This window comes from Synechococcus sp. BS55D (assembly GCF_004332415.1).
GTDB lineage: Bacteria > Cyanobacteriota > Cyanobacteriia > PCC-6307 > Cyanobiaceae > Synechococcus_C.
The window spans coordinates 238,010-260,757 of the sequence record NZ_PHQT01000001.1; the positions used below are offsets into that span (position 1 = coordinate 238,010).

A 22,748-nucleotide genomic window follows, 5' to 3' on the forward strand; every position below is an offset into this window, starting at 1 on the left:
CGCAGCGCCCAGCCTTGCGTCGGCCTCCCGTTCCCACCCTGCTCAGCGCCTTTCTGACGCTGCTCAATGACCGGCTGGGTGAAAGCATCGTGTTTCCGCTGCTGCCGTTTCTGCTAGCGGGATTCAATGCCGATGGACGCACCCTGGGTTTACTCGCCGGCAGTTATGCGCTCGCGCAGTTCACCGTCACACCGCTGATCGGCGCCCTCAGTGATCGCTTCGGTCGCAGGCCCGTGATCGCCACCTGTGTGAGTGGCTCGGTCTTAGGGCTCGGTTTATTCGCGATCACAGTGAGCCTCGACTGGCCGATCGGATCGACCCTGCCGCTGATGCTTCTGTTCGCAGCGCGGCTGATCGATGGCATCAGTGGCGGCACTGCAGCCACGGCAGGAGCCGTGCTTGCGGATGTGACCCCACCGGAACGCCGAGCTCAGGCCTTCGGTCTGATCGGCGTGGCCTTCGGACTCGGTTTCATCATCGGACCGTTTCTCGGAGGGCAGCTGGCCCGCATCTCCGTCACCCTGCCGGTGTGGGTGGCCACAGGCTTCGCCGTGCTCAACCTGGTGGTGGTTCTACTGCTGCTGCCGGAGACCCACGCCCGTGATGCCCGCCGGGCAATGCCGCGCAAACGGGATCTCAACCCCTTTGCTCAGATCGCCAAGGTGATGGGCAACCCAGCGGTGGGACGTCTCTGTCTGAGCTTCTTTCTGTTCTTCCTGGCCTTCAACGGCTTCACCGCCATCCTGGTGCTCTACTTCAAGCAGCGGTTCAACTGGGGCCCGGAGCTGGCCACCACTGCTTTTCTGATCGTCGGAGTGGTCGCCACCCTGGTGCAAGGCGGCCTGATCGGACCTCTGGTGAAACGACTCGGTGAGTGGCGTCTCACCCTGATCGGACTCGGACTGGTGATTGCAGGCTGCCTGCTGATTCCCGCCACGGATCCTGAGCAAGCCCAAGTCGGGGTGTTCAGTGCCGTGGCGATACTGGCCACCGGTACAGGTCTGGTGACACCAAGCTTGCGCAGCCTGGTGTCTCGACGCCTGGACAGCGAGGGCCAGGGTGCTGCTCTAGGCAGCCTTCAGGCTCTGCAGAGTCTGGGCAGTTTTCTCGGCCCCCCCGTGGCCGGACTCAGCTACGACCTGATCGGTGCCGCCAGCCCTTTCCTGGGCGGTGCCATGGTGCTTGCCCTGGTCATCCTGCTGGTCAGCGGCAGCCCCCTACCGCTCAACTCAGACCTGAACACAAGCTCTCCAGAACACAGTCGGGGCAAAGCGTGATTGCTACGTTGCGCGGGCAGCAGCCACCACTCCAGGCCCTCCCATGTCCGCTCATCACCTGGCCCCGGAGCACTACATCAACCGGGAACTGAGCTGGATCGCCTTCAACGAACGCGTGCTGGAACTCGCACTCGATGAGCGAACACCCCTTCTGGAGCAGGCAAAATTCAGCGCGATTTTCAGCAACAACCTCGACGAATTCTTCATGGTGCGAGTCGCCTCCCTGAAGAGTCAGGTGGAGGCTGGTATCAGCAAACGCAGTGAGGATGGACTGACTCCCCTTGAGCAGCTGCATAAGATCCGCGAACGGCTGACGCCGGTCTTAGAGCAGCAACAAAAGCATTACCGCAGCCGCCTGAAATCACAGCTGCGCGAGCATGGCGCCCACCTGCTCGATTACGAGCAGCTGAACAAGAAACAGCGCCTCTGGATCGACAACTTCTTCCAGACAGCAATCTTTCCGGTGCTCACGCCGCTGGCCGTGGATCCGGCCCATCCCTTCCCCTTCGTCAGCAACCTGAGCCTCAACGTCGCCGCCCTGATCCTCGATCCCCAATCAGGCCAACGCCAACTGGCCAGGGTGAAGGTGCCCCAAAAGATCCTGCCCCGGTTCGTTGCAATCCCTACCGATCTCTGCGATTTGGAGCGTGAGCCCCTCCACACCGCCGTGCCCTTAGAGCAGGTGGTGGCCTTCAACCTCAGCCTTCTCTTCCCTGGTATGAAGATCGAAGGCCATTATTTCTTCCGCGTCACCCGAGACGCCGACCTGGAACTGCGTGATCTCGAGGCCGACGATCTCATGATCGCGATCGAGCAGGGCCTGCGCAAACGGCGCATGGGTGGAGAGGTGGTACGCCTCGAGGTGGCCGATGAAATGCCCCAAGACGTGATCGACATGCTGATGGAAGGCATGTCTGTGGAAGAGGAAGACCTGTACCGGATCGGTGGTCCCCTCGGCCTCGATGACCTCTTTGGTCTGCTGGCAATCCCCCTGCCTCAACTCAAAGATCAGGGCCACAGCGGCCAGACCCCAGCGATTCTGTCCCGGGCCCAGCGAAGCATGCTCGAGGACGGCTCGATCAAGGAAGAGGAATTTGAAAGCATCTTCTCGGTGATCCGTCGGCGTGATGTGCTGCTGCACCACCCCTATGACCTGTTCTCCACCTCCGTGGAGGAATTCATCAATCAGGCCGCTGATGATCCACTGGTGATGGGGATCAAGATGACCCTCTATCGCACCTCCAAGGATTCACCGATTATCGCCGCCCTCATCCGTGCAGCCGAAAACGGAAAGCAGGTGATGGCTTTGGTGGAGCTGAAGGCCCGCTTCGATGAAGACAACAACATCCAGTGGGCCAAACACCTGGAGCGATGCGGCGTCCATGTGGTGTACGGGGTGATCGGCCTCAAAACCCACACCAAGATCGTGCTGGTCGTGCGCAAGGAGAAGGAGCGCCTGCGCAGCTACGTGCACATCGGTACTGGCAACTACAACTCCAAGACCTCGAAGCTTTACACCGATGTGGGGCTTCTCTCTGCCCGTCCGGAACTGGGCCAGGATCTGGTGGAACTGTTCAACTATCTAACGGGCTTCTCGAAACAGCAGAGTTTCCGTCGCCTGCTCGTGGCCCCAGTGTCCCTGCGCAAGGGGATGGAACAACTGATTCGCCGGGAGATCGATCACGCCCGCGAGGGTCGCACCGGTCACATTCGGGCCAAGATGAATTCACTCGTGGATTCGGAGATCGTCGCACTTCTCTATGAAGCCTCCCAGGCAGGGGTGCGCATTGAACTCATCATTCGCGGCATGTGCTGCCTACTTCCTGGGCGAGAAGGTCTCAGTGAAACAATCAGTGTGGTGAGCATCCTGGGCCGCTTCCTCGAGCACTCCCGCATTTTCTGGTTCGCCAATGGCGGTGAGCCCGAGGTATTCATCGGCAGTGCTGATTGGATGCCCCGCAACCTCGACCGCAGGGTGGAGGCGGTGACCCCTGTCGAGGAGCCGGCCCTGCGCGAGCAACTGGAGCGCCTGCTCGCTCTCTACCTGGCAGACAACCAGGGTGCCTGGGACATGCAGAGCGATGGCAGTTTCCAGCGCCGCTTCGCCGACACTGAAGGCTGCAACTCCCAGCTGCAACTGATCGATCGTTGGCGGCAGGGAGTTCCCTCCGAAACAGCGCTCAAAGAAGCCAATGCAAACGATTCTTGATCTTCGTTACGACTGCTACAACATTGGCTGACAAAACAAACAGTTTCCCACAGGGAACAGAGGTCGCTTCAATTCAATATCTGCATCGCCAACAGAAGTGAGACGGCCAAGTATCAAACTCGTTCGAATGTCCTGAAAAGCTTCCAATTCATACAGCACACCCTCAGCTCATAGTGCTAAATTGCGCGCAAATCTAATCTCAGGAGGCCAGGGTGATGGGGATCCCTCTGGAATCTGCCGCAGGAGCACATCGCGCTTCTTCGTCGGAACCTGTATTGCCGAACACATCGCGTGTTCGCAATGCTGATCGCGCATCCAAACCAGCGCAAGGATCACGTCAGTCCCGCCAGGGCGGACGACTTTCCACTGATTCCATTGGCTATTACCTGAGCAGCATCGGCAGGATTCCTCTGCTCACGGCCGCCGAAGAAATCGAGCTTGCACACCACGTGCAGTCCATGAAGCAGCTTCTCGAGCTGCCTGAGCAAGAGCGCAGCCCACGCCAGAAGCATCAGATCCGCATGGGCAAACGCGCCCGGGATCGCATGATGGCGGCCAACCTTCGCCTCGTGGTCAGCGTCGCCAAGAAATACCAAAATCAGGGCCTGGAACTGCTGGACCTGGTTCAGGAAGGGGCGATCGGCCTAGAGCGGGCTGTCGACAAGTTCGATCCCGCCATGGGTTACAAATTTTCCACCTATGCCTACTGGTGGATCCGTCAAGGAATGACCCGGGCCATCGATAACAGCGCCCGCACCATTCGCCTGCCCATCCACATCAGCGAGAAGCTCTCGAAGATGCGGCGCATCTCCCGTGAGCTCTCCCATCGTTTCGGTCGCCAGCCCAATCGCCTAGAGCTGGCCCATGCCATGGGGATCGAACCACAGGATCTGGAAGACCTGATCGCCCAAAGCGCCCCCTGCGCCTCTCTCGACGCTCACGCCCGCGGCGAAGAGGATCGCAGCACCCTCGGTGAGCTGATACCCGATCCCAATGGCAGCGAGCCGATGGAGGGAATGGACCGCAGCATCCAGAAGGAGCATCTGGGCGGCTGGCTCTCCCAGCTGAATGAGCGGGAGCAAAAGATTCTCCGCCTTCGCTTTGGCCTTGATGGCCAAGAGCCCCTGACCCTTGCAGAGATTGGTCGTCAGATCAGCGTGTCCCGTGAACGGGTGCGCCAACTGGAGGCCAAGGCCATTCTCAAGCTGCGGCTCATGACCAACCACCAGCAGGCGGCCTGATTACACCCCTGCCCCTGCTGGTGATCGCCGCCTGGCTGGCCTGCGTGCTCGGCATCGCAGTGGTCGCCCGCAGGCTCTGGCCGGAGCGTCGTGAGCTGAGCCGCAAGATCGTGCACATCGGCACCGGTCCAGTCGTCCCTCTGGCCTGGTGGCTCGGGATCACGGCCGCCGTCGCGATTCCCATCGCACTGCTGGTCACCCTGGTGGCCTTGATCAATCACCGCTGGCGGCTGTTGCCGGCCGTCGAGGACATCGAGCGCCACAGCTACGGCACCGTCGCCTATGGCCTTTCCATCAGCGTGCTGCTGATGGCGTTCTGGCCTGACCATGCCGATGCCGTCTGCGCCGGTGTGCTGGTGATGGCTTGCGCCGATGGTCTTGCCGGATTAATCGGTCGCGGCATTCCTTCCGCCAGTTGGCGTCTGTGGGGTCAGCGCAAGTCGATACTCGGAACCCTCACGATGGCCCTGGTCAGCCTGTTGGTGCTGATCGTGCTGGCAGCGCTGACCTCGCCGTCTCCACCGCTCACCAGTTTGTTGATCATCGCGGGGCTGGCCACAGTGCTTGAACAACTCAGCTGGTGGGGCATCGACAACTTTTCTGTACCAGTGACTGTGGCCATCTGCTGGTGGAGCCTGAATCCCTAAACCCGCAGCAGCCTCTCCCAGTGTCGCTGCCAGTCCCCGTGGCTTCCAAGACCCACCACGAGCAGCTGTTCCCTGGGAAGCCGTTGCAATCCCGCCTGCCAGCTCGTGATTTGCTCTGCTTTCTCCATCCACAACGCCATGACATGGCCTTGGAGCCGGTCAGCATCCCAGTGCTGTTGAACAGCCATCCACTGCGTCCACTGCAACAAAGCGTCCAACTGGATCGGGCGAAAGCCCTTGAGTAACAACCCGGTTTCCTGCTCGAGCTCAAACAGACGCAGTGAATCCCCAAAACCAAAGAAGTGAAGAAACACCATAGGCCTCAGCTTCCCTAAGAGGTTTCCTCAACCTAGGCAATACGCAACGATACGAAGTTCAGCCTGAACGAATTATTTAACTGGCGCAAATCAACGGATTAATGATCAACAACCTTGGCACTCTCACGAGGAGAGTGCCAAGGGGCGACCTGCGGCCACCGCTGCTGCCAAACCATCAAGAAGTTGCTCTGTGGTGTCGATGCTGATGCAGGCATCGGTGACGCTCTGCCCGTAAGTCATGGCCGAACGGTCGGCATTGAGCTTCTGGCTGCCCTCCACGAGATGGCTTTCCAGCATCACGCCCATCAACTGGCCTGAACCCTGTCGCACCTGGTCAGCAACTGCTGAGAGCACCTCTCCCTGACGACGGAAATCCTTGTTGGAATTGCCATGACTGCAATCCACCATCAAGCGGGCGGGGAGTCCGGCCTGCACCAGAGCAGCAGACGCCTCCTGCACAGCCTCCAGATGGTAATTCGTGCCCCTGCTGCCCCCACGCAGCACGAGATGACCATCTGGATTTCCGGTCGTGCTCACGATCGAGGCATGACCCTGACCGTTGATCCCGAGGAAATGGTGGGGCCTCGAGGCGGCCTGAATCGCATGGATTGCAATCGTGGCACTGCCATCGGTGCTGTTCTTGTAACCGACTGGCATCGAAAGGCCTGAAGCCATCTCCCGGTGGGTCTGACTTTCCGTCGTGCGTGCGCCAATCGCCGTCCAACTGATCAGATCAGCGATGTACTGGGGCACCACAGGGTCCAGCAGTTCAGTGGCTGCCGGCATACCGTCGCGGGACAGATCCAGCAGCAGCGAGCGTGCCATCCGCAAGCCTGTGTTGATGTCGTAGGAGCCATCGAGGTGCGGGTCATTGATCAACCCCTTCCAGCCAACGGTGGTGCGCGGCTTCTCGAAATAGACCCGCATCACCACCTCCAACTGGTCGGCATGACGCTCCCGCAGAGGCGCAAGACGGCGGGCATACTCCCGGGCCGCGTCAACATCGTGAACCGAACAAGGGCCCACGATCACCAGCAGCCGCTGGTCCTCGCCCCGCAGGATGGCCTGGATACGTCCACGGGCCGCTGCAACCGTCTGTGTCGCCGCCGCATCGGTGGGCAAATCAGCGTGAAGCAGAGAGGGAGCCACAAGGGGGCGGGTCTCCACCACATGCAAATCGGAGGTGGTGGTGCTCATACCCCGCGCCAAGAAAAACCCAGATTACGGACAATCCCGGCAGCATCCGACACCAGGTCCGTTCACCCCAACAAGAAGAATGGATGCCAAGACCGCTGCCTGAGCCATCGCCATGCTGAGTGCCTACCGAGCCGCCGCCGCCGAACGCACCGCCCAGGGAATCCCTGCCCTGCCCCTGACAGCGGAGCAAACCCAGGCTCTCACCGGCCTACTCGAGGCACCCCCCGCAGGAGAGGAGCAGGAGCTGCTGCACCTGCTCAGTGAGCGCATCCCACCCGGAGTGGATGAGGCCGCCTACGTCAAAGCCTCCTGGCTCAGCGCGGTGGCCCAGGGCTCAGCCAGCAGTCCGCTGGTGACACCCCTTGAAGCCGTTCGCCTGCTGGGAACGATGGTCGGTGGCTACAACGTGGCAGCCCTGATCGAGCTGCTGCAGCACAGCGACAGCAGCCTGGCCGCCTGTGCCGCTGAGGGACTGAGCCGCACCCTGCTCGTCTACGACGCTTACAACGAAGTGATGGAGCTTGCTGGCTCCAAACGCTTTGCCAAGCAAGTCGTCGACAGCTGGGCCGCCGCCGACTGGTTCACCTACCGACCCGCCCTGGCTGAGGAAATCACTGTCACGGTGTTCAAGGTGGAGGGCGAGACCAACACCGACGACCTCTCTCCAGCGACCCACGCCACCACTCGACCAGACATCCCGCTGCACGCCCTGGCGATGCTGGAAACTCGGGATCCGGAAGGCCTGAGCACGATTGAGACGCTCAAGGCCAAGGGACACCCGGTGAGTTACGTGGGCGATGTGGTCGGCACCGGCAGCTCCCGCAAGAGCGCCATCAACTCCGTGCTCTGGCACACCGGCAACGACATCCCCCATGTGCCGAATAAGCGCGCCGGTGGGGTGATCCTGGGCGGAAAGATCGCCCCGATCTTTTTCAACACAGCCGAAGACTCGGGTGCTCTGCCGATCGAATGCGACGTCACCGCCCTCAACACCGGCGATGTGATCACGATCCGACCCCATGCAGGCACGATCGAGCGGGCGGCCGGGGAAGCCAATGCCGGTGAGATCATCGCCCGCTTCGAACTCAAGCCGAGCACGATCACGGATGAGGTGCGCGCCGGTGGGCGTATCCCCCTGATGATTGGTCGCGCGCTCACCGACAAGGTGCGCAACCAGCTCGGTCTGCCCCCGTCCGACCTGTTCATCCGTCCATCGGCACCGGTGGACACCGGCAAAGGCTTCACCCTGGCCCAAAAGATGGTGGGCAAGGCCTGCGGCCTGCCGGGCGTGCGCCCAGGCACCAGCTGCGAGCCACTGATGACCACCGTGGGCAGTCAGGACACAACGGGTCCGATGACTCGCGACGAAATGAAGGAGCTGGCCTGCCTGGGCTTCTCCGCTGATCTGGTGATGCAGAGCTTCTGCCATACCGCCGCCTATCCCAAACCGGTGGATCTCCAGACCCAAAAGGAGCTGCCCGACTTCTTTGCCCAGCGGGGCGGCGTTGCCCTGCGCCCCGGCGACGGCATCATCCACAGCTGGCTCAACCGGATGCTTCTGCCCGACACCGTCGGCACCGGCGGTGACAGCCACACCCGCTTCCCTCTAGGAATCTCTTTCCCGGCCGGTTCCGGTCTGGTGGCCTTCGCCGCGGCCATCGGCGCCATGCCGCTCGACATGCCCGAATCCGTGCTGGTGCGCTTCAGTGGCTCCCTTCAACCGGGGGTGACCCTGCGCGATGTCGTGAACGCAATCCCCTGGGTGGCCATCCAGAAGGGCCTGCTCACCGTGGAGAAAGCCAACAAGAAAAACCTGTTCAACGGCCGGATCATGGAAATCGAGGGTCTGCCCGATCTGAAGCTTGAGCAGGCCTTCGAACTCACCGATGCCTCGGCGGAGCGCTCCTGTGCCGGCTGCACGATCAAGCTCTCGGAGACAACGGTCAGCGAATATCTGCGCAGCAACGTGGCGCTGCTTAAAAACATGATCGCCCGGGGCTACAGCGACGCCCGAACCCTGGCCCGTCGCATCAAGGCGATGGAAGCCTGGTTGGCCGATCCCCAGCTACTGAGCGCCGACAGCGATGCCGAGTATGCCGAGGTGCTCGAGATCAACCTGGATGAGCTCACCGAACCCGTGGTCGCCTGCCCCAACGATCCCGACAACGTGAAGCTGCTCAGCGAGGTGGCCGGCGATGCCGTGCAGGAGGTGTTCATCGGATCCTGCATGACCAACATCGGCCACTACCGCGCCGCGGCCAAGGTGCTGGAGGGAGCCGGTCAAAACAAGGCGCGCCTCTGGGTATGTCCGCCCACCCGTATGGATGAGGACATGCTGAAACAAGAGGGCTATTACGCCACCTTCGAGGCAGCCGGCAGCCGCATGGAAATGCCCGGTTGTTCACTCTGCATGGGCAACCAGGCCCGTGTGGACGACAACACCACGGTGTTCTCCACCAGCACCCGCAACTTCAACAACCGACTGGGCAAAGGCGCCCAGGTGTATCTAGGCAGCGCCGAACTGGCCGCGGTCTGCGCCCAACTGGGCCGCATCCCAACCGCAGATGAGTACCGCAACATCGCCGCCGAAAAGATCGATCCTCTCTCCTCTGAGCTGTACCGCTACCTGAACTTTGACCAGATCTCTGGCTTCGAAGACGAAGGGCGTGTCGTGAGTGCGGACGACGAAGCGAAGGTGCTAGCGGGGGCTTGATCCCCCTGCTGGCACCCGCCTTGGTAGAACGCACCGCATGGTTGTTCTGAGCGAACCGAAGCAACGCCGGCACCAGCTGGGTTCCAGTCGCAGCATCCGCCGTTTACTGGAGCGGCGCTGGTGGGTCGTGGTTCTGGCCTTGATGCTCACCGGGCTCGGGGCCGCTCTGACCGGGGTGCTGTTCAAGGCGGGCATCAAGCTTCTGGGCAGCTGGCGACTGGAGCTTCTGGCCGACCTGCCCGCCTGGGCGGTCCTCCCAGGCCTCGGCGCCGTCGGCGGCCTGATCTCAGGCCTGATGGTTGCCAATCTGGCGCCGGCCGCCGGCGGATCCGGCATCACCCACATCATGGGCTTCCTCAAGCATCGGGCCGTACCGATGGGCCTCCAGGTGGGATTGGTGAAGCTGATCGCAGGCATCGTGGCGATCGGCAGCGGTTTTCCCCTTGGCCCCGAAGGCCCCTCCGTGCAAATGGGGGGATCGGTCGCCTGGCAAATGGCCCGATGGCTCAAGGCTCCGGTGGCCTTCCGACGCGTGATCGTGGCCGCTGGAGGTGGGGCCGGTATCGCAGCGGTGTTCAGCGCCCCGATCGGCGGCTTTGTCTACGCCGTGGAGGAACTGCTGCATTCCGCCCGCCCGGTGGTGCTGCTGCTGGTGATCGTGACCACCTTCTGGGCGGATGCCTGGGCCGACGTCCTCGGCCTGGCCGGCCTCAGCCCCAGCAGCGGAGGGCTTGACGCCACCGAAGGCTTTCAACTCGAACGGGAGTACACGCCTCTGGTGAATTTTCTACCGATCGATCTTGGTTATCTGATCGCACTGGGGGTGGTCGTCGGAGTGCTCGCAGAGCTGTATTGCCGCTATGTGCTGGCCATGCAACGCAAAGGCAATGCCTGGTTTGGAGACCGGCTCGTGCTGCGCATGGTGATCAGTGGCGGTGTGCTCGGAGGCGTGTATGCCTTTCTGCCTGAACCCTTTCACAACCTGGAAGGCCTCCAGCATCTGATCGCCGATGGCAGCGCCGACATCCCGATGGCGCTGGGGACCTTCACCGTGTTGTTCTTCAGCACAGGGCTGGCAGCCGCCTCCGGAGCTCCTGGCGGCCTGTTCTTTCCCATGCTCACCCTGGGAGGCTCCATTGGCCTGGCCTGCGGTATCTGGGTGGAAGCGCTCACTGGGCATGTGCCCAGCACTTACGTCTTTGCCGGCATGGGCGCCTTCGTGGCCAGCTGCTCGCGCACGCCGATCACAGCGATGTTTCTGGCCTTCGCGCTCACCAAAGATCTTCTGATCCTCAAGCCAATTCTGGTGGCCTGCTTAGCAAGCTTTCTGATCGCGCGGCTCTTTGATCAGCGCTCGATCTACGAACGCCAACTGGGAATGGAACTGCAGGTGGAGGACCACCTGGCCGCTCAACGGGAGCGCCGAGGCGGCATCCACCACGCCTGGGATGGATCGGTCCGACGCCGGGCCTTTCAGCCTCCCCCACCACCGCAGCCTGCGATTCAAGCTTCAGATGACCCTGCAGGATGATGGGGTATCCCGGACGCCCTCCTGAACCAGGAAACCCTGCTGTTTGATCCGGCAGTGCCGGACCCAGGCGCCCTGCGGACGGTGCTGGCCTTTCCGAGCACCTACACGGTGGGCATCACAAGCCTCGGTTATCAGATCGTCTGGGCCACCCTGGCGATGCGCCCCGATCTGGACGTCCGCCGCCTGTTCACCGATCAGGGAGATCCACCACACCGACACTGCGACCTCTTTGGTCTTTCCCTGAGCTGGGAGCTCGACGGACCGGTGCTGCTCGATCTGCTCGAACAGCAGCGGATTCCTATCTGGAGTGCTGATCGCAGCGACAACGATCCGCTGGTGTTCGGCGGTGGGCCGGTGCTCACCGCCAACCCTGAGCCCCTGGCGCCTTTTTTTGATGTGGTGCTGCTTGGTGATGGAGAGGAGCTGCTGCCAGCCTTCATCGATGCGCTCCAGAGCGTGAGAGATCAACCCCGGGCGCAACAGCTGCGTCACCTGGCCCGGATCCCAGGCATCTACGTGCCTGCGCTCTATGCACCCCGCTACGACCCGGATGGCTGCCTGCGGTCGATCGAGCCGATCGAAGCGGACTGCCCCGAGCGAATCGCCAAACAGACCTGGCGGGGCAACAGCCTCAGCCACTCCACGGTGATTACACCGGAAGCGGCCTGGCCAGAGATTCACATGGTGGAGGTGGTGCGTAGCTGTCCGGAACTGTGTCGCTTCTGCCTCGCCAGCTACCTGACCCTGCCCTTCCGCACCCCCTCCTTGGATGACGGCCTGATTCCAGCTGTGGAGAAAGGACTCACCGCCACCCGACGCCTGGGACTGCTCGGCGCCTCCGTCACCCAACACCCCCAGTTCAGCGAACTGCTGCATTGGCTTGGCCAAGACCGCTTCGAGGATCTGCGCGTCAGCGTCAGTTCAGTGCGGGCCGCCACGGTGACACCGGATCTCGCCCAGGGGCTAGCCCGTCGTGGCAGTAAGTCGCTCACGATCGCGATCGAAAGCGGCAGTGAACGGATGCGCGGAGTCGTGAATAAGAAACTGAGCACCAGCGAAATCGAAGCAGCAGCGCGGCATGCCAAGCAGGGAGGCCTGAGCGGTCTCAAGCTCTATGGCATGGTCGGGCTACCAGCTGAAGAGGAGAGCGATGTGGAAGACACCGCCTCTCTGCTGCTGGATCTCAAGAAAGCCACTCCGGGGCTGCGCCTGACTCTGGGTGTCAGCACCTTCGTCCCGAAGGCGCACACCCCTTTCCAGTGGCAAGGCGTGCGACCGGAGGCTGAACAACGACTCAAGCTTCTGGCGAAACGGCTCAAACCCAAGGGGATTGAGCTGCGACCGGAAAGCTACGGATGGAGCGTGATTCAAGCCCTGCTCTCCCGCAGCGATCGTCGGCTCGCTCCGGTGATCGCTGCCGTGCGCGGATCGCAGGACAGCCTGGGGGGTTGGAAGAAGGCCTACCGGGCAGCACGGGCAGGGGAGCTGCCATCAACCACCAGCGCCGGAGTCACCCTGCCCGTTCCCCCGCCCTGGGAGCAGGTGGTTCATGACGTTTGGGATGAACAGATGGTTCTGCCCTGGACCCATCTCGACGGCCCCGTTAGCGCGTCGACCCTGGCGGCCCATCAGCGGCAAGCCCTGGATCTGGCCTGAGCATCATCCGCAACCCAGCCAGCAGAATCCAGCCGGCGATGTTGAGCCGACTGTCAAAGAACGGCATATCGGTGCCATGCAGCACCACCAGGATCAAGACCGACGCCCACCAGGCCCGATCAAAGAGGGTGCGCAGCCCCCTCCGAAGACTGGTGATCAACAGAGCCAAGACAAAACCGATGAGGAGCATGGCCACCGGTAGGCCATGGCTCAGAGCGAGCTCCAGGGGAAGGTTGTGGGCATGGCCGTGCCACTTGCCGGTACGCAAGGGGTAGAGAACGGAGAAGGCAGCTGCCCCCCAGCCCAGCCAGGGACGTTCCCCGATCAGCTGCAATGCAACTCCCCATTGACTGAGACGGGTGGAAGCCAGCGCCCGCTCCGCCGCATGGCGACTATCGGTGAGCCGAGACCAGATCGCTTCAGGCACTAGGGCCCGGGCCGGCTGCTGAAACGCTGATGGCACCCCTGGCAGCACAGCCAGCAGCAGTGGAAACAGAGTCAGCAGCAACAGCGGTAGCAACCAGAACCAGCTCTGAGCTCCCAGCACGATTGGAACAGCCAGCACCAACGCTCCCCAGGCATTACGGGAATCGGTGAGCAGCAGAGCAGCCACCTGGGCAGTCGCGAGGAGAATCGCCAGGGCCCGCCGCTCTGGTTTCAACCCCGGCTGCACAAGGGCTGCAAGTGCAAAGGGCCAGACCAAAGCCAGCCAAGCCCCGGCGATATTGGCGTAATCGAACAACCCGGACAGACGGCCGCTCGGTTCACCCCCCGGGGTCACAAACCAGATGATCAGGCCGTTGAACAACTGCCAAGGACCCTGCCAACCCCACCAGATCTGGCCCAGACCGGTCACTAGCACTGGCACGGTTCCCGCCACCAGCCAAAGGGCGGTACGCCGGCGTCCGCCGGTATCGGAGACATAGGGCTGAAAGCCCCAGAACCCCCAGAAGAAAGGAAGCCAATTGGCAAGTCCAGCCCAGGCCAGCGGTCCTGAATAAGCGCGCAAACATCCGCTGACCATCAGCACCGCGGCCAGGATCAGGGGCAGCGTCCAGGGATCGCTCCAGCCGTTGCGCTCCCGACGCAGACTGCCGATCAGCAGCGCTGGGAAGAGCAGCAGGCTCCCTAACAGCGCAGAGGAAGGCAGCAGAACAACACCCAACTGAAAGAGCAGCCAGCCACTGGGGGCTGCCTGCCGCGGCCGCTCAGTGGCCAAGGCTCCCGCCAGAACACGGACCGGACTCACGCGAACACCGCAGTGCGGCCGCGATAGACCATCACCTGACGACGCAGATGCAGTCGCAGCGCCCTGGCGAGTGCCAGGCGTTCGGTATCACGGCCCTTGCGGATCAGATCCTCCACCTCATCGCGATGGCTCACATGCGCGATCGTTTGCTCGATGATCGGGCCGTCATCGAGATCTTCGGTGACGTAGTGAGCTGTGGCGCCGATTAGCTTCACACCTCGCTCCCAGGCCCGGTGGTAGGGCTGAGCACCCTTGAACGCGGGCAGGAAGGAATGGTGAATGTTGATGACGGTGGGGAACTCGGCAAGGAAGTCTGCACTGAGGACCTGCATGTACTTGGCGAGCACCGCTAGTTCAATCCGATGCTCCCGAAGCAACGACAAGATCGTCTGCTCTGCCTCGGCTTTGCGCTCCTTCTCCACAGGAACACACACGAACGGCACACCGAAGTCCTTGCAGAGGGACTCAAGATCGGGATGGTTGGCGATCACCAGAGGCACCTGCATCGGCAGCTCGCCGCTTCGGGCACGCCAGAGCAGATCCAACAGACAGTGACTCTGCTTACTGGCAAAGATCGCCACCCGGGGATGCTCATCAGAAAAGTGAAGCTGCGCCTCACCACCGAGGCGTTCTGCCAGGGCCGCAGCCGCCGGTGCAATCGCCTGGCGCGGTAACCCGAAACCGTCCAGCTCCCATTCAATCCGGCTGAGAAAGAGGCCGGCACCGGCATCGGTGTGGTGATCGGCGTGGCGAATGTTGCCGCCATTGGCCGCGACCCATCCAGCCAACTCGCTCACCAGGGCAGGTCGATCCGGACAGATCACCTGAAGAATCACCGATGGGGATGACACGATTCACCAACGTGGAAGCATCGATTCTGACCCTGTGCGATCACGGTTAAAGTCCTCGAGTCTTCCTTGGAATCCCAATGCTGAGCGCCATGCGTCGCCTCGCTGCGTTCTGCCTCTGCCTCGTCCTCTGCTTTGGCCTTGCGGCCTGCAGCGGCGGCGCAAAGGCCAAGCCCGCCACCATCAGCCCCGAGGAGATGGCCGTGATTCGCCGTCAGGCAGAGGGATTCACCAGTGCCCAGGAGCGACTGTCTGAACTGGCAGCGCTCGTGAACAAGCGCGACTGGACCTTCACCCGCAACCTGATCCATGGGCCCATGCAGGAAGTCGGCCGCGAAATGCTGTACATCAATCAGCGTCTGCTGCCAGGCGACCGGGCAGAAGCCAATGAGCTGGCTACGTCCCTGAAGGACGCCCTGGCGAACCTTGACGAAGCAGCCCGACTCCAGGACGGTGTGAAGCTCCAGAAGGCCTATGTGGAAGTCGCCACCGGCTTCTCCAACTACGCCAAGGTGATCCCCGCCCAAGCCCTCAGCTGAGCGCCTCAGTCACTGTTATCGGAGCCGGAGCCGTTGGGGCCGGCTGCGCCTGGCGCCTCGCCAAGGCCGGTCATTCCGTCACCCTGATTGATCCCAGGCTCGGCTCTCCACCCCCCTCCGGAGAGCGTTCAGGTCCGCTCGACAGCGGTACCGTCGCGTCCCTGGGAATCCTGATGGGACTGGTCTTCAGGCGATCCAGTGGTCGCGCCTGGCGCCTACGGCGACGCAGCATGGAACTCTGGCCCCAATGGGCAGAGGAGCTCGGTGATGAAAGGCAGCCCCTTCGGCTCCAGACACCGTTGGTGCAAGTGGCCGCCACCGAAGAAGAAGGCATGCAGATGCAAGCGCTTGCCGAGGAGCGTCAGAGTTCAGGGCTGCGTTTCCTAAGCCAGGAGCACCTGCAGCGGCAGCATCCCGACTGGCCTGGCGGAGAGCATGGCGCCCTTCACTCCGCCCAGGATGGACGCATTGATCCCCTGGCGCTCCTGAAGGCCCTGCGGAAGCAGCTGACTCGGCTCGATGTGACCCTGATCAGCGAAGCGGTGACGAGAATCCGCCGCGCTCCACCATCGCCTGCACTGATCGGGAAACCCTGGACTCTGGAGATTCAAAGCAGTGGGTTGCTCGAAACCGACCAGGTGGTGGTCTGCAGTGGCCTGGCCGCCCAACCGTTACTGGCAGAACTGGGCCATCAGCGTGCGCTGGAACCGGTCCTGGGCCAAGTGCTGGACCTGGAGCTGGCGGAAGCAAGCGCACCCTGCTCCCCCTGGCCGGCAGTGCTGGTCTGCCAGGGCATCAATCTGGTGCGGCAGGGTGCATCGGCGAACGGTCGTCAACGACTTTGGCTGGGAGCAACCCTGGAGCCAGGAACCCAGGCCGATCCGCAAGCCCTGAACCAGCTGCTCTCCCTGCAGGGCCAGGCTCCCGCCTGGTTGCAGCGGGCAACCATCGTCCGGCACTGGCAAGGGCTTCGAGCCCGACCGATCGATCGGCCTGCACCACTCCTGGAGGTGCTCGAACCAGGCCTGATCCTGGCCAGTGGCCACTACCGAAACGGTGTGCTGCTGGCCCCGGCAACAGCGGAGTGGGTCTGCGAACAGATCACAAACCGATGATGACGAGAGCCTTACAGACTCTTAAAGGCCAACCCAAAACGATCTGCATAGGGTCCGGTTAATGCCTCTAGCGAGCTGGTAAAGCCCACCAACGAGACCGAAAGCCTGGCTCTCGATTCCATCGATCTCGGCCCCGATCTGATCGGTGGTAATCCCAATCCACCCAAGGGTTACCCGATCGTCACCTTCACCTGGATCCTGGCTTACAAAACCGGGAATGCCGACCAAACCGATCGCCTGAAGAAGACCTATGTGAGCCTGCCCGCAGGGGTCGTGGAGAAGGCCAAGGCTGCTGTGTCCCAGATCAGCCAGTGATCCTCTGAAACCGATCCGTCTGATGCGTCAGACAGCAAAAAGGGGGCCTTCGGGCCCCCTTTCTTGATGGCGCAGATCGAGCGAACGACCCTCAGGCAGCAATCACTTGGATTCAGTGAATTCCGCGTCAATCACATCGTCACCAGCATCGCTGCTGGATCCGGCGGCACCGGCAGCACCATCAGCACCTGGGGCTGCAGCGCCATCAGCACCGGCCTGCTGGTAAACGGAGGCACCCAAGGCATAGAGCTCCTGCTGCAGTTGCTCCAGCAGAGACTTCATCGCGTCGAAGTCCTCCTTCTCGGTGGCCTCCTTGAGCTGGGTGCGCTTCTCCTCCACCTTGGCCTTGGCGGCATCGTCAACCTTGTCACCGAGTTCGCCCAACTGCTTCTCGGCCTGGTAGACGAGGGTCTCGGCCTGGTTCTTCAGGTCGATTTTTTCGCGCTTCTCCTTGTCGGCGCTGGCGTTGGCCTCGGCATCCTTCACCATCTTGTCGACCTCGGAATCACTGAGGGTGGAGGCACCGGTGATGGAGATGCTCTGCTCCTTGCCGCTGCCCTTGTCCTTAGCGGTGACGCTGAGGATGCCGTTGGCGTCGATGTCAAAGGTCACCTCGATCTGAGGCACGCCACGGGGGGCGGGGGGGATGCCATCAAGACGGAAGGTTCCAAGCGACTTGTTATCGGAAGCCATCTCGCGCTCGCCCTGGAGCACGTGAATCTCCACGTTGGTCTGACCATCCACAGCTGTGGAGTAAGTCTCCGACTTCTTGGTGGGAACCGTGGTGTTGCGGGAGATCATCTTGGTCATCACACCGCCGAGGGTCTCCACACCCAGGGAGAGGGGAGTGACGTCCAGCAGAAGGATGTCCTTGACCTCTCCGGCGAGCACACCGCCTTGAATGGCGGCACCAACAGCCACCACCTCGTCGGGGTTCACCGTCTGGTTGGGATCCTTACCGGTGATCCGCTTCACCAGCTCGAGCACGGCGGGGATCCGAGTGGAACCACCCACCATCACGATCTCGTCGAGCTCGCCAGCGGAGAGCTTGGCGTCCTTGAGAGCCTGCTCCACCGGCACGCGGCAGCGATCGATCAGCTTGGAAGCCAGTTCCTCGAACTTGGCGCGGGTCAAGGTGAGGTCGAGATGCTTCGGACCCTCAGGGGTCGCCGTGATGAACGGCAGGTTGATCTCGCTCTGCGTGGCACTGGAGAGCTCGATCTTGGCCTTCTCAGCCGCCTCGGTGAGACGCTGCAGAGCTTGCTTGTCCTGTCGCAGATCAATGCCTTCGTTGGCCTTGAAGCTGTCCGCCAGGTGATCAACGATCACCTTGTCGAAATCATCACCACCGAGGTGGGTGTCACCGGAGGTGGAGAGCACCTCAAAGACCCCATCGCCAACTTCGAGGACGGAGACATCAAAGGTGCCGCCGCCGAGGTCGAAAACGAGGATGCGCTCGTTGCTCTTCTTGTCGAGGCCGTAGGCAAGCGCAGCGGCCGTGGGCTCGTTGATGATGCGCAGCACCTCGAGGCCGGCGATCTTGCCGGCATCCTTGGTGGCCTGACGTTGGGAATCGTTGAAGTAAGCGGGAACGGTGATCACCGCTTGCGTGACGGTCTCCCCCAGGTACTTGCCGGCATCTTCAGCAAGCTTGCGAAGCACCTGAGCGCTCACCTCCTCAGGGGCGAACTGTTTGTCAAGCACCGGGCACTTGACCTTGACGTTGGAACCAGCCTTTTCAACGGTGTAGCTGACTTCCTTCGACTCTTCGTTGACCTCATCGACACGACGGCCAATGAAACGCTTGACCGAATAAAACGTGTTATCGGGATTCATGACCGCCTGGCGCTTGGCGATCTGACCAACGAGCTGGTCCTGATTCTTCGTGTAGGCGACCACGGAGGGGGTCGTGCGGAACCCCTCGGCATTGGCAATAACGGTGGGCTTGCCACCCTCCATCACAGAAACACAGCTGTTTGTGGTGCCGAGGTCAATACCAACAACCTTGCCCATGGGATCCCACCTCCTCGATTGAGTCCGTCTTGAACTTCTGCATCCTCAGCAATGGGGCCTCCCACAGGCGAGGTGTGGTTCCCGAACAGTTGGCCAGGCAGGCTGGGAAGTCAGCGCGCAGACCCGTTCATGACCAGCCCCGGGACCATCGGCGCCAGCACCGGTCTGGTGGGCCTTCTCGGCGATCCGGTGCATCACTCACTCTCCCCTGCCATGCACAACGCTGCTCTGCAGGCGATGGGGCTCGATTGGGTGTTTCTGGCCCTACCGACCCCTGCTGACCAGCTAGGCAGCGTGACCCAGGGGCTTGAGGCGATCGGCTGCCGCGGCCTGAACGTGACCATTCCCCACAAGCAAACCGTTGCCGGACTCTGCCGGGAACTCAGCCCCCTGGCCCAGAGAGTCGGTGCCGTCAATGTCCTGGTGCCGCACGCCGAGGGCGGCTGGTTTGGCACCAACACCGACGTTGAAGGCTTCTACAGCCCCCTGCAGGAAGCTGAATCCGACTGGAGCGAGCGCCGAGCCCTGGTGCTGGGCTGCGGTGGAAGCGCCCGTGCCGTGGTGGCAGGACTGACCGAACTCGGCTGCACCCGGATCCAGATCGCCGGTCGTCGCCAAACGGTGCTGGAGGACGTGATGGCAGCCTGCGGGAGCTGGTCCCCTCAACTGGAAACGCTCCTCTGGAGCGACGACGAGATCCTCAACGATGCGCTGGAGCACAGCGATGTTGTGGTGAACACCACCCCTGTGGGAATGGCCTCTCCTTCAAAACCGGAAGCCGCTGAAGCAAGCCCTCTGAGCACCCATCAGATCGATCGCCTGAAACCGGGGAGCTGGATGGTCGACATCATCTACACACCCAGGCCAACTCGCTTGCTCCAACTGGCGGCAGCCCAGGGCTGTCAGACCCTGGACGGTCTGGAAATGCTGGTGCGACAGGGGGCAGCCGCCCTGCGCCTCTGGTCCGGTCGCCAGGACGTTCCAGTCGAGATCATGCGAGAGGCCGCCCTGGCACAACTGACCCCTCAGGCCTGACCGCCTAGCGTCAGCCCAGCCATAACCGCCGCATGTCCATCCCCGTCTGGCAGCGACTGCTCGGCCTGCTGGTTTACGTGCTGCCCTGGAGTGATGCCATCCCCTTTGGCAGCCATCTGATGGGTCAGTTCCCCTGGCTGCAATGGCTCACCCTTCCGGCACTGCCGCTTGTGCTGCTGGAGCGGGGAATCCCCTTCGGCAACCTGCTGATCTTCTTCCTGTTGTTTTTGGCCGTTGTTCGCAACAGCAACGTGCCTTACTTCATCCGCTTCAACACGCTCCAGGCCCTGTTGGTGGACATCGTCGTGGTGCTGCTGGGCTATGCCTTCGCAATCCTGCTGCAGCCCCTGGGTGGCGGCCTGATGCTGCGAACCCTCTCCAGCACGGTGGTGATCGCCGTGCTGGCCGTGGTGATCTTTGCAGTGATCGAATGCCTGCGGGGACGGGAACCGGATCTACCTGGTCTCAGTCAGGCGGTCCGCATGCAGCTCTACTGAGCTGTCAACCCCTCAGGCGTTAAGTTGGTGAATCCGTCGCTCACCCTGGTGAGCCTTCAGTCCCCGTCGGATCGGATTCCATGACCCAGCAGCCCTACTACGAGACCATGTACATCCTCCGTCCGGATATTCCGGAAGAGGAAGTCGAGTCCCATCTCACCAAGTATCGGGACATCCTTGTGGAAGCCGGGGCCGAAGTGCTGGACAACCAGATGCGCGGCAAGCGCCGCCTGGCCTACACGATTGCCAAGCACAAGGAAGGGATCTACGTGCAGCTCAGCCACAACGGTGATGGCCAGCAGGTGGCCGTGCTGGAGAAGGCGATGCGCCTGAGCGAAGACGTGATCCGCTACCTCACCGTGAAGCAAGAAGGCCCTCTGCCCGCACCCCGGGTGATGCCTGGCAGCGAAACGGTGAGCGCAGAGCCTCAGGCAGCGGAGCAGGAAACCGCAACCGCCGGTTCCTGAAACAGCTGGATTGATGCAGCCATGGCCCGGCGATAATCTCCGGCCATGGCTGAACGATCGGACCCCTATCAAGCACCCTTCCCTGTCTGGAGAGCTCTCCATGAGCCCAGCGAGGAAGAAACAACCGATGTGAATCAACTCCGGCAGCGCGTGCAGGAGTTGGAGGCCAGGGTTGAAGAGTATGAAGCCCTGCTTGAAGAACTGCCCGCTCTGTTCGAACGCAAGTTCCAGCAACGGCTGGAACCGCTTCTGGAGCGGTATCGACTGCTGGCCAGTGCCCAGGACCTGAACACCACCAAGACGCCGCCCCTCCTCAAAGCAGCCCTGCGCTGGAAACAACGCAACGATTGCGAAGTCAACAACTGCGAGGTCCCGGAAAGGGCTGCCTGAACGTCAGCGGCGGCGAGCAGCAGCCCAGAGCCTGATCGGCAGCCCCCACACGTAGATGAAGCCCTCGGCGGCGCGGTGATCGAATTGATCGTCGCTGCCATAGGAGGCCATGGCCGGCACATAAAGGCTGCTGGTCTCCGAGGCTCTGCCGATCACGATCGCGTTGCCCTTGTGCAGGCGCAGACGCACCACCCCATTGACATGTTGCTGGGTGCGATCCATGAAGCCATCCAGAGCTTCTTTGAGCGGACCGAACCAGAGCCCCTGATAGATCAGATCAGCCCATTGCATCTCCAGCTGTCGCTTGGTGCGAAGCACATCCGCAGCCAAGGTGAGGCTCTCGAGTTCCTGGTGGGCCTGAATCAGCAGTAACAGGCCCGGGGTCTCATAGATCTCCCGGCTCTTGATGCCCACCACCCGGTTTTCAATCATGTCGAGACGGCCGATGCCGTGACGGCCAGCCAGACGGTTGGCCTCACGAATCAGGGCCACAGGATCGAGGCGCTGGCCATTGATGCTGACGGGATTGCCCGCTTCAAAAACGATCTCGATCTCCTCGGCCTGGTCGGGGGCATCGCTGATCGAGGCGGTCATGGCAAACACCTCCTCAGGAGGCGGCACCATCGGATCCTCGAGCGGTCCAGCCTCGATGCTGCGACCCAACAGATTCAGATCGATCGAGTAAGGGGATTTCTTACTGACAGGAGCCGGAATCCCGCAACGCTCTCCGTAGGCAATCGTCTCCTCGCGGCTCATGCCCCACTCTCGAGCGGGCGTCAGCACCTTCAGATCCGGAGCCAGGGCGGCGATGGCCACATCAAAGCGCACCTGGTCATTGCCCTTACCGGTGCAACCGTGAGCCACGGCATCGGCACCCACCTCGCGAGCCACCTCCACGAGACGGCGGGCAATCAGTGGCCGGGCCAGCGCTGTGGAGAGGGGATAGCGACCTTCATAAAGCGCGTTGGCACGGATCGCAGGGAAGGCAAAGTCACGAATAAAAGGCTCGATCAGATCACCCACCAGCGACTGGCTGGCGCCTGCCTCAAGGGCCTTGAGACGAATGGGCTCCAACTCGTCGCCCTGACCTAGATCCGCGGCGAAGGTGATCACCTCCTCCACACCCCACTCCTGCTTCAGATAGGGGATGCAGACACTGGTATCGACCCCACCGGAATAGGCGAGCACCACTTTCTTCGCGCGCCCCATTAACTGGACTCCTGATCACGATCGTCTGATTCTCCCTCCCCGTCGGCCCAGCCCAGCAAGAGCCACACCGCCAGCACCACAGGAGGACCGAACACCAGCACCAGCAGTCCTGGCCAGGCGAGCGGGACAGGATCGAGATGGGTCGCACCCCAGAGCCTTAAAGCAGCGCTGATGAACAGCGCCAGCAACCAGACCCCAAGCAACGAGCTCAGCTTGAGGGGCACGCTTTGAGGGGCAAGGTGGACATCAACGCTGTCTCCTATGATGACGGATTGGACTGATT

The 22,748-nt window shown here is 62.0% G+C and carries 20 protein-coding genes and 1 pseudogene; 14 read left to right on the forward strand and 7 right to left on the reverse strand.

Going from position 1 to position 22,748, the window contains the following annotated elements; all coding sequences use genetic code 11:
• The first annotated feature begins 14 nt into the window (after nucleotides 1-14).
• From CWE16_RS01250 to CWE16_RS01265, 4 genes are all read left to right on the forward strand, one after another.
• Nucleotides 15-1,277 carry an MFS transporter gene (locus tag CWE16_RS01250; protein WP_131592343.1) on the forward strand — a complete coding sequence of 421 codons (1,263 nt, stop codon included), beginning with the start codon at nucleotides 15-17 and terminating at the stop codon, nucleotides 1,275-1,277.
• A gap of 43 nt (nucleotides 1,278-1,320) precedes the next feature.
• On the forward strand, nucleotides 1,321-3,486 hold the full coding sequence (gene ppk1, locus CWE16_RS01255) for a polyphosphate kinase 1 (RefSeq protein ID WP_131592345.1): 2,166 nt from the start codon (nucleotides 1,321-1,323) through the stop codon (nucleotides 3,484-3,486).
• Between the two features lie 215 nt (nucleotides 3,487-3,701).
• Nucleotides 3,702-4,727, forward strand: coding sequence for an RpoD/SigA family RNA polymerase sigma factor (locus tag CWE16_RS01260; RefSeq protein WP_131592347.1), 1,026 nt, complete (start codon nucleotides 3,702-3,704; stop codon nucleotides 4,725-4,727).
• A gap of 20 nt (nucleotides 4,728-4,747) precedes the next feature.
• On the forward strand, nucleotides 4,748-5,374 hold the full coding sequence (locus tag CWE16_RS01265; RefSeq protein WP_236629498.1) for a diacylglycerol/polyprenol kinase family protein: 627 nt from the start codon (nucleotides 4,748-4,750) through the stop codon (nucleotides 5,372-5,374).
• On the opposite strand, the gene CWE16_RS01270 is transcribed toward CWE16_RS01265, so the two are convergent.
• Together CWE16_RS01270 and CWE16_RS01275 are read right to left on the reverse strand one after the other, a co-directional pair.
• The gene (locus tag CWE16_RS01270) at nucleotides 5,371-5,691 is read right to left on the reverse strand and encodes a hypothetical protein (protein WP_131455082.1); all 321 of its coding nucleotides are present in this window, start codon (nucleotides 5,689-5,691) and stop codon (nucleotides 5,371-5,373) included. The genes CWE16_RS01265 and CWE16_RS01270 overlap by 4 nt on opposite strands.
• A gap of 123 nt (nucleotides 5,692-5,814) precedes the next feature.
• Nucleotides 5,815-6,888: a 3-deoxy-7-phosphoheptulonate synthase gene (locus tag CWE16_RS01275; protein ID WP_131455083.1), complete on the reverse strand. Its 1,074-nt coding sequence runs from the start codon at nucleotides 6,886-6,888 to the stop codon at nucleotides 5,815-5,817.
• A gap of 112 nt (nucleotides 6,889-7,000) precedes the next feature.
• Between CWE16_RS01275 and acnB the strand changes: the two genes are divergently transcribed.
• The 3 genes from acnB to CWE16_RS01290 all read left to right on the forward strand — a co-directional run bounded on the left by acnB (nucleotide 7,001) and on the right by CWE16_RS01290 (nucleotide 12,788).
• Nucleotides 7,001-9,601, forward strand: a complete 2,601-nt coding sequence (gene acnB / locus CWE16_RS01280) for a bifunctional aconitate hydratase 2/2-methylisocitrate dehydratase (protein ID WP_131592351.1) — start codon at nucleotides 7,001-7,003, stop codon at nucleotides 9,599-9,601.
• Nucleotides 9,602-9,638: 37 nt separating this feature from the next.
• Nucleotides 9,639-11,132, forward strand: coding sequence for a ClC family H(+)/Cl(-) exchange transporter (locus CWE16_RS01285; RefSeq protein WP_131592353.1), 1,494 nt, complete (start codon nucleotides 9,639-9,641; stop codon nucleotides 11,130-11,132).
• 81 nt (nucleotides 11,133-11,213) lie between these two features.
• Nucleotides 11,214-12,788 carry a B12-binding domain-containing radical SAM protein gene (locus tag CWE16_RS01290; protein WP_131592977.1) on the forward strand — a complete coding sequence of 525 codons (1,575 nt, stop codon included), beginning with the start codon at nucleotides 11,214-11,216 and terminating at the stop codon, nucleotides 12,786-12,788.
• On the opposite strand, the gene CWE16_RS01295 is transcribed toward CWE16_RS01290, so the two are convergent.
• Both CWE16_RS01295 and purU read right to left on the reverse strand, forming a co-directional pair.
• The gene (locus CWE16_RS01295) at nucleotides 12,736-14,007 is read right to left on the reverse strand and encodes an O-antigen ligase family protein (protein ID WP_131592979.1); all 1,272 of its coding nucleotides are present in this window, start codon (nucleotides 14,005-14,007) and stop codon (nucleotides 12,736-12,738) included. The genes CWE16_RS01290 and CWE16_RS01295 overlap by 53 nt on opposite strands.
• A gap of 26 nt (nucleotides 14,008-14,033) precedes the next feature.
• A complete protein-coding gene (gene purU, locus CWE16_RS01300) occupies nucleotides 14,034-14,888 on the reverse strand; it encodes a formyltetrahydrofolate deformylase (protein WP_201737939.1) in 855 nt (284 codons plus the stop codon).
• A gap of 77 nt (nucleotides 14,889-14,965) precedes the next feature.
• Here purU and psbQ point away from each other — a divergent pair, with 77 nt between their 5' ends.
• The 3 genes and pseudogenes from psbQ to CWE16_RS12205 form a co-directional block, all read left to right on the forward strand.
• The gene (gene psbQ / locus CWE16_RS01305; RefSeq protein ID WP_131592357.1) at nucleotides 14,966-15,424 is read left to right on the forward strand and encodes a photosystem II protein PsbQ; all 459 of its coding nucleotides are present in this window, start codon (nucleotides 14,966-14,968) and stop codon (nucleotides 15,422-15,424) included.
• A 17-nt stretch (nucleotides 15,425-15,441) separates the two neighbouring features.
• On the forward strand, nucleotides 15,442-16,539 hold the full coding sequence (locus tag CWE16_RS01310; RefSeq protein ID WP_330848522.1) for an NAD(P)/FAD-dependent oxidoreductase: 1,098 nt from the start codon (nucleotides 15,442-15,444) through the stop codon (nucleotides 16,537-16,539).
• A gap of 60 nt (nucleotides 16,540-16,599) precedes the next feature.
• Nucleotides 16,600-16,854: pseudogene (locus tag CWE16_RS12205) on the forward strand (phosphate ABC transporter substrate-binding protein PstS); the annotation flags it as partial.
• A gap of 102 nt (nucleotides 16,855-16,956) precedes the next feature.
• On the opposite strand, the gene dnaK reads toward CWE16_RS12205, so the two are convergent.
• The gene (gene dnaK / locus CWE16_RS01320; RefSeq protein WP_131455090.1) at nucleotides 16,957-18,867 is read right to left on the reverse strand and encodes a molecular chaperone DnaK; all 1,911 of its coding nucleotides are present in this window, start codon (nucleotides 18,865-18,867) and stop codon (nucleotides 16,957-16,959) included.
• 129 nt (nucleotides 18,868-18,996) lie between these two features.
• Between dnaK and CWE16_RS01325 the strand changes: the two genes are divergently transcribed.
• From CWE16_RS01325 to CWE16_RS01340, 4 genes are all read left to right on the forward strand, one after another.
• The gene (locus tag CWE16_RS01325) at nucleotides 18,997-19,902 is read left to right on the forward strand and encodes a shikimate dehydrogenase (RefSeq protein WP_131592361.1); all 906 of its coding nucleotides are present in this window, start codon (nucleotides 18,997-18,999) and stop codon (nucleotides 19,900-19,902) included.
• 32 nt (nucleotides 19,903-19,934) lie between these two features.
• Entirely contained in the window at nucleotides 19,935-20,399 is a 465-nt protein-coding gene (locus CWE16_RS01330; RefSeq protein WP_131455092.1) for a Tic20 family protein, read from the forward strand.
• A gap of 80 nt (nucleotides 20,400-20,479) precedes the next feature.
• Entirely contained in the window at nucleotides 20,480-20,866 is a 387-nt protein-coding gene (gene rpsF, locus CWE16_RS01335; RefSeq protein WP_131592363.1) for a 30S ribosomal protein S6, read from the forward strand.
• A gap of 45 nt (nucleotides 20,867-20,911) precedes the next feature.
• A complete protein-coding gene (locus CWE16_RS01340) occupies nucleotides 20,912-21,256 on the forward strand; it encodes a hypothetical protein (RefSeq protein WP_131592365.1) in 345 nt (114 codons plus the stop codon).
• Between the two features lie 3 nt (nucleotides 21,257-21,259).
• Here the strand turns inward: CWE16_RS01340 and CWE16_RS01345 are convergent, their stop codons facing one another.
• On the reverse strand, nucleotides 21,260-22,465 hold the full coding sequence (locus CWE16_RS01345) for an argininosuccinate synthase (RefSeq protein WP_131592367.1): 1,206 nt from the start codon (nucleotides 22,463-22,465) through the stop codon (nucleotides 21,260-21,262).
• Nucleotides 22,465-22,689 (reverse strand): hypothetical protein, encoded by a 225-nt coding sequence (locus CWE16_RS01350; RefSeq protein ID WP_131592369.1) that lies wholly within the window; start codon nucleotides 22,687-22,689, stop codon nucleotides 22,465-22,467. The genes CWE16_RS01345 and CWE16_RS01350 overlap by 1 nt, the downstream gene beginning before the upstream one ends.
• Nucleotides 22,690-22,748 lie beyond the last annotated feature (59 nt).

What these genes read in the sequence shown, in the direction of transcription:
- ppk1 (WP_131592345.1), top strand. Translation starts at nt 1,321, where the DNA reads ATGTCCGCTCATCACCTGGCCCCGGAGCACTACATCAACCGGGAACTG.
- CWE16_RS01260 (WP_131592347.1), top strand. Translation starts at nt 3,702, where the DNA reads ATGGGGATCCCTCTGGAATCTGCCGCAGGAGCACATCGCGCTTCTTCG.
- CWE16_RS01270 (WP_131455082.1), bottom strand. Translation starts at nt 5,691, where the DNA reads ATGGTGTTTCTTCACTTCTTTGGTTTTGGGGATTCACTGCGTCTGTTT.
- CWE16_RS01275 (WP_131455083.1), bottom strand. Translation starts at nt 6,888, where the DNA reads ATGAGCACCACCACCTCCGATTTGCATGTGGTGGAGACCCGCCCCCTT.
- acnB (WP_131592351.1), top strand. Translation starts at nt 7,001, where the DNA reads ATGCTGAGTGCCTACCGAGCCGCCGCCGCCGAACGCACCGCCCAGGGA.
- CWE16_RS01285 (WP_131592353.1), top strand. Translation starts at nt 9,639, where the DNA reads ATGGTTGTTCTGAGCGAACCGAAGCAACGCCGGCACCAGCTGGGTTCC.
- psbQ (WP_131592357.1), top strand. Translation starts at nt 14,966, where the DNA reads ATGCTGAGCGCCATGCGTCGCCTCGCTGCGTTCTGCCTCTGCCTCGTC.
- dnaK (WP_131455090.1), bottom strand. Translation starts at nt 18,867, where the DNA reads ATGGGCAAGGTTGTTGGTATTGACCTCGGCACCACAAACAGCTGTGTT.
- CWE16_RS01325 (WP_131592361.1), top strand. Translation starts at nt 18,997, where the DNA reads ATGACCAGCCCCGGGACCATCGGCGCCAGCACCGGTCTGGTGGGCCTT.
- CWE16_RS01330 (WP_131455092.1), top strand. Translation starts at nt 19,935, where the DNA reads ATGTCCATCCCCGTCTGGCAGCGACTGCTCGGCCTGCTGGTTTACGTG.
- rpsF (WP_131592363.1), top strand. Translation starts at nt 20,480, where the DNA reads ATGACCCAGCAGCCCTACTACGAGACCATGTACATCCTCCGTCCGGAT.
- CWE16_RS01340 (WP_131592365.1), top strand. Translation starts at nt 20,912, where the DNA reads ATGGCTGAACGATCGGACCCCTATCAAGCACCCTTCCCTGTCTGGAGA.
- CWE16_RS01345 (WP_131592367.1), bottom strand. Translation starts at nt 22,465, where the DNA reads ATGGGGCGCGCGAAGAAAGTGGTGCTCGCCTATTCCGGTGGGGTCGAT.